This window comes from Mesorhizobium sp. M4A.F.Ca.ET.050.02.1.1 (assembly GCF_003997725.1).
GTDB lineage: Bacteria > Pseudomonadota > Alphaproteobacteria > Rhizobiales > Rhizobiaceae > Mesorhizobium.
This window is the reverse complement of the sequence record NZ_RZSG01001452.1, coordinates 1-553: the sequence shown is the minus strand read 5'-3', so window position 1 is coordinate 553 and position 553 is coordinate 1. Positions and strand designations below refer to the sequence as shown.

The 553-nt window shown below is 64.2% G+C and carries 1 protein-coding gene; it reads right to left on the bottom strand.

Annotated elements, in window-relative coordinates:
- Positions 1–553: D-alanyl-D-alanine carboxypeptidase family protein (locus tag EOA33_RS38085; RefSeq protein WP_145989616.1), on the bottom strand; the 553-nt coding region annotated here is incomplete at both ends.

Genomic DNA, 553 nt, shown 5'->3' with positions numbered 1-553 from the left:
CTTCGGCATATAAGCGTTGATCAGGCCCGCCATCTGGTTGTCGCGGGCGCGGCCCGAGGCGCCGCCCATGACGACAGCGACGAGCTTGCGATCGCCGTCATTGACCGACGAGACCAGATTGTAGCCGGAAGCGCGGGTGTAGCCGGTCTTGATTCCGTCAACGCCCTTGATGCGGCCGAGCAAGCGATTGTGACCATTGATGCGCCGACGGCCGTAAAGGAAGGAGCGTTGCGAAAAGTAGCCGTAATATTGCGGGAAGTGCTCCCTCAGCGCGATGCCGAGCATCGCCATGTCGTGGGCGGTGGTGAACTGGCCGGGATCGGGCAAGCCATTGGCGTTGCGGAAGACCGTGCCGTTCATGCCGAGCGCACGCGCCTTGGCGGTCATCATGCGGGCGAAATTGGCTTCGTTGCCGCCGAGCAGCTCACCCAGCGCCGTCGCGGAATCATTGGCCGACTTGGTCACCATCGACAGGATGGCTGTGTCGACGGACACCGATCCGCCGGGCTTGACGCCAAGTTTCGTCGGCGGCTCGGCCGCGGCGTGGGCAGAG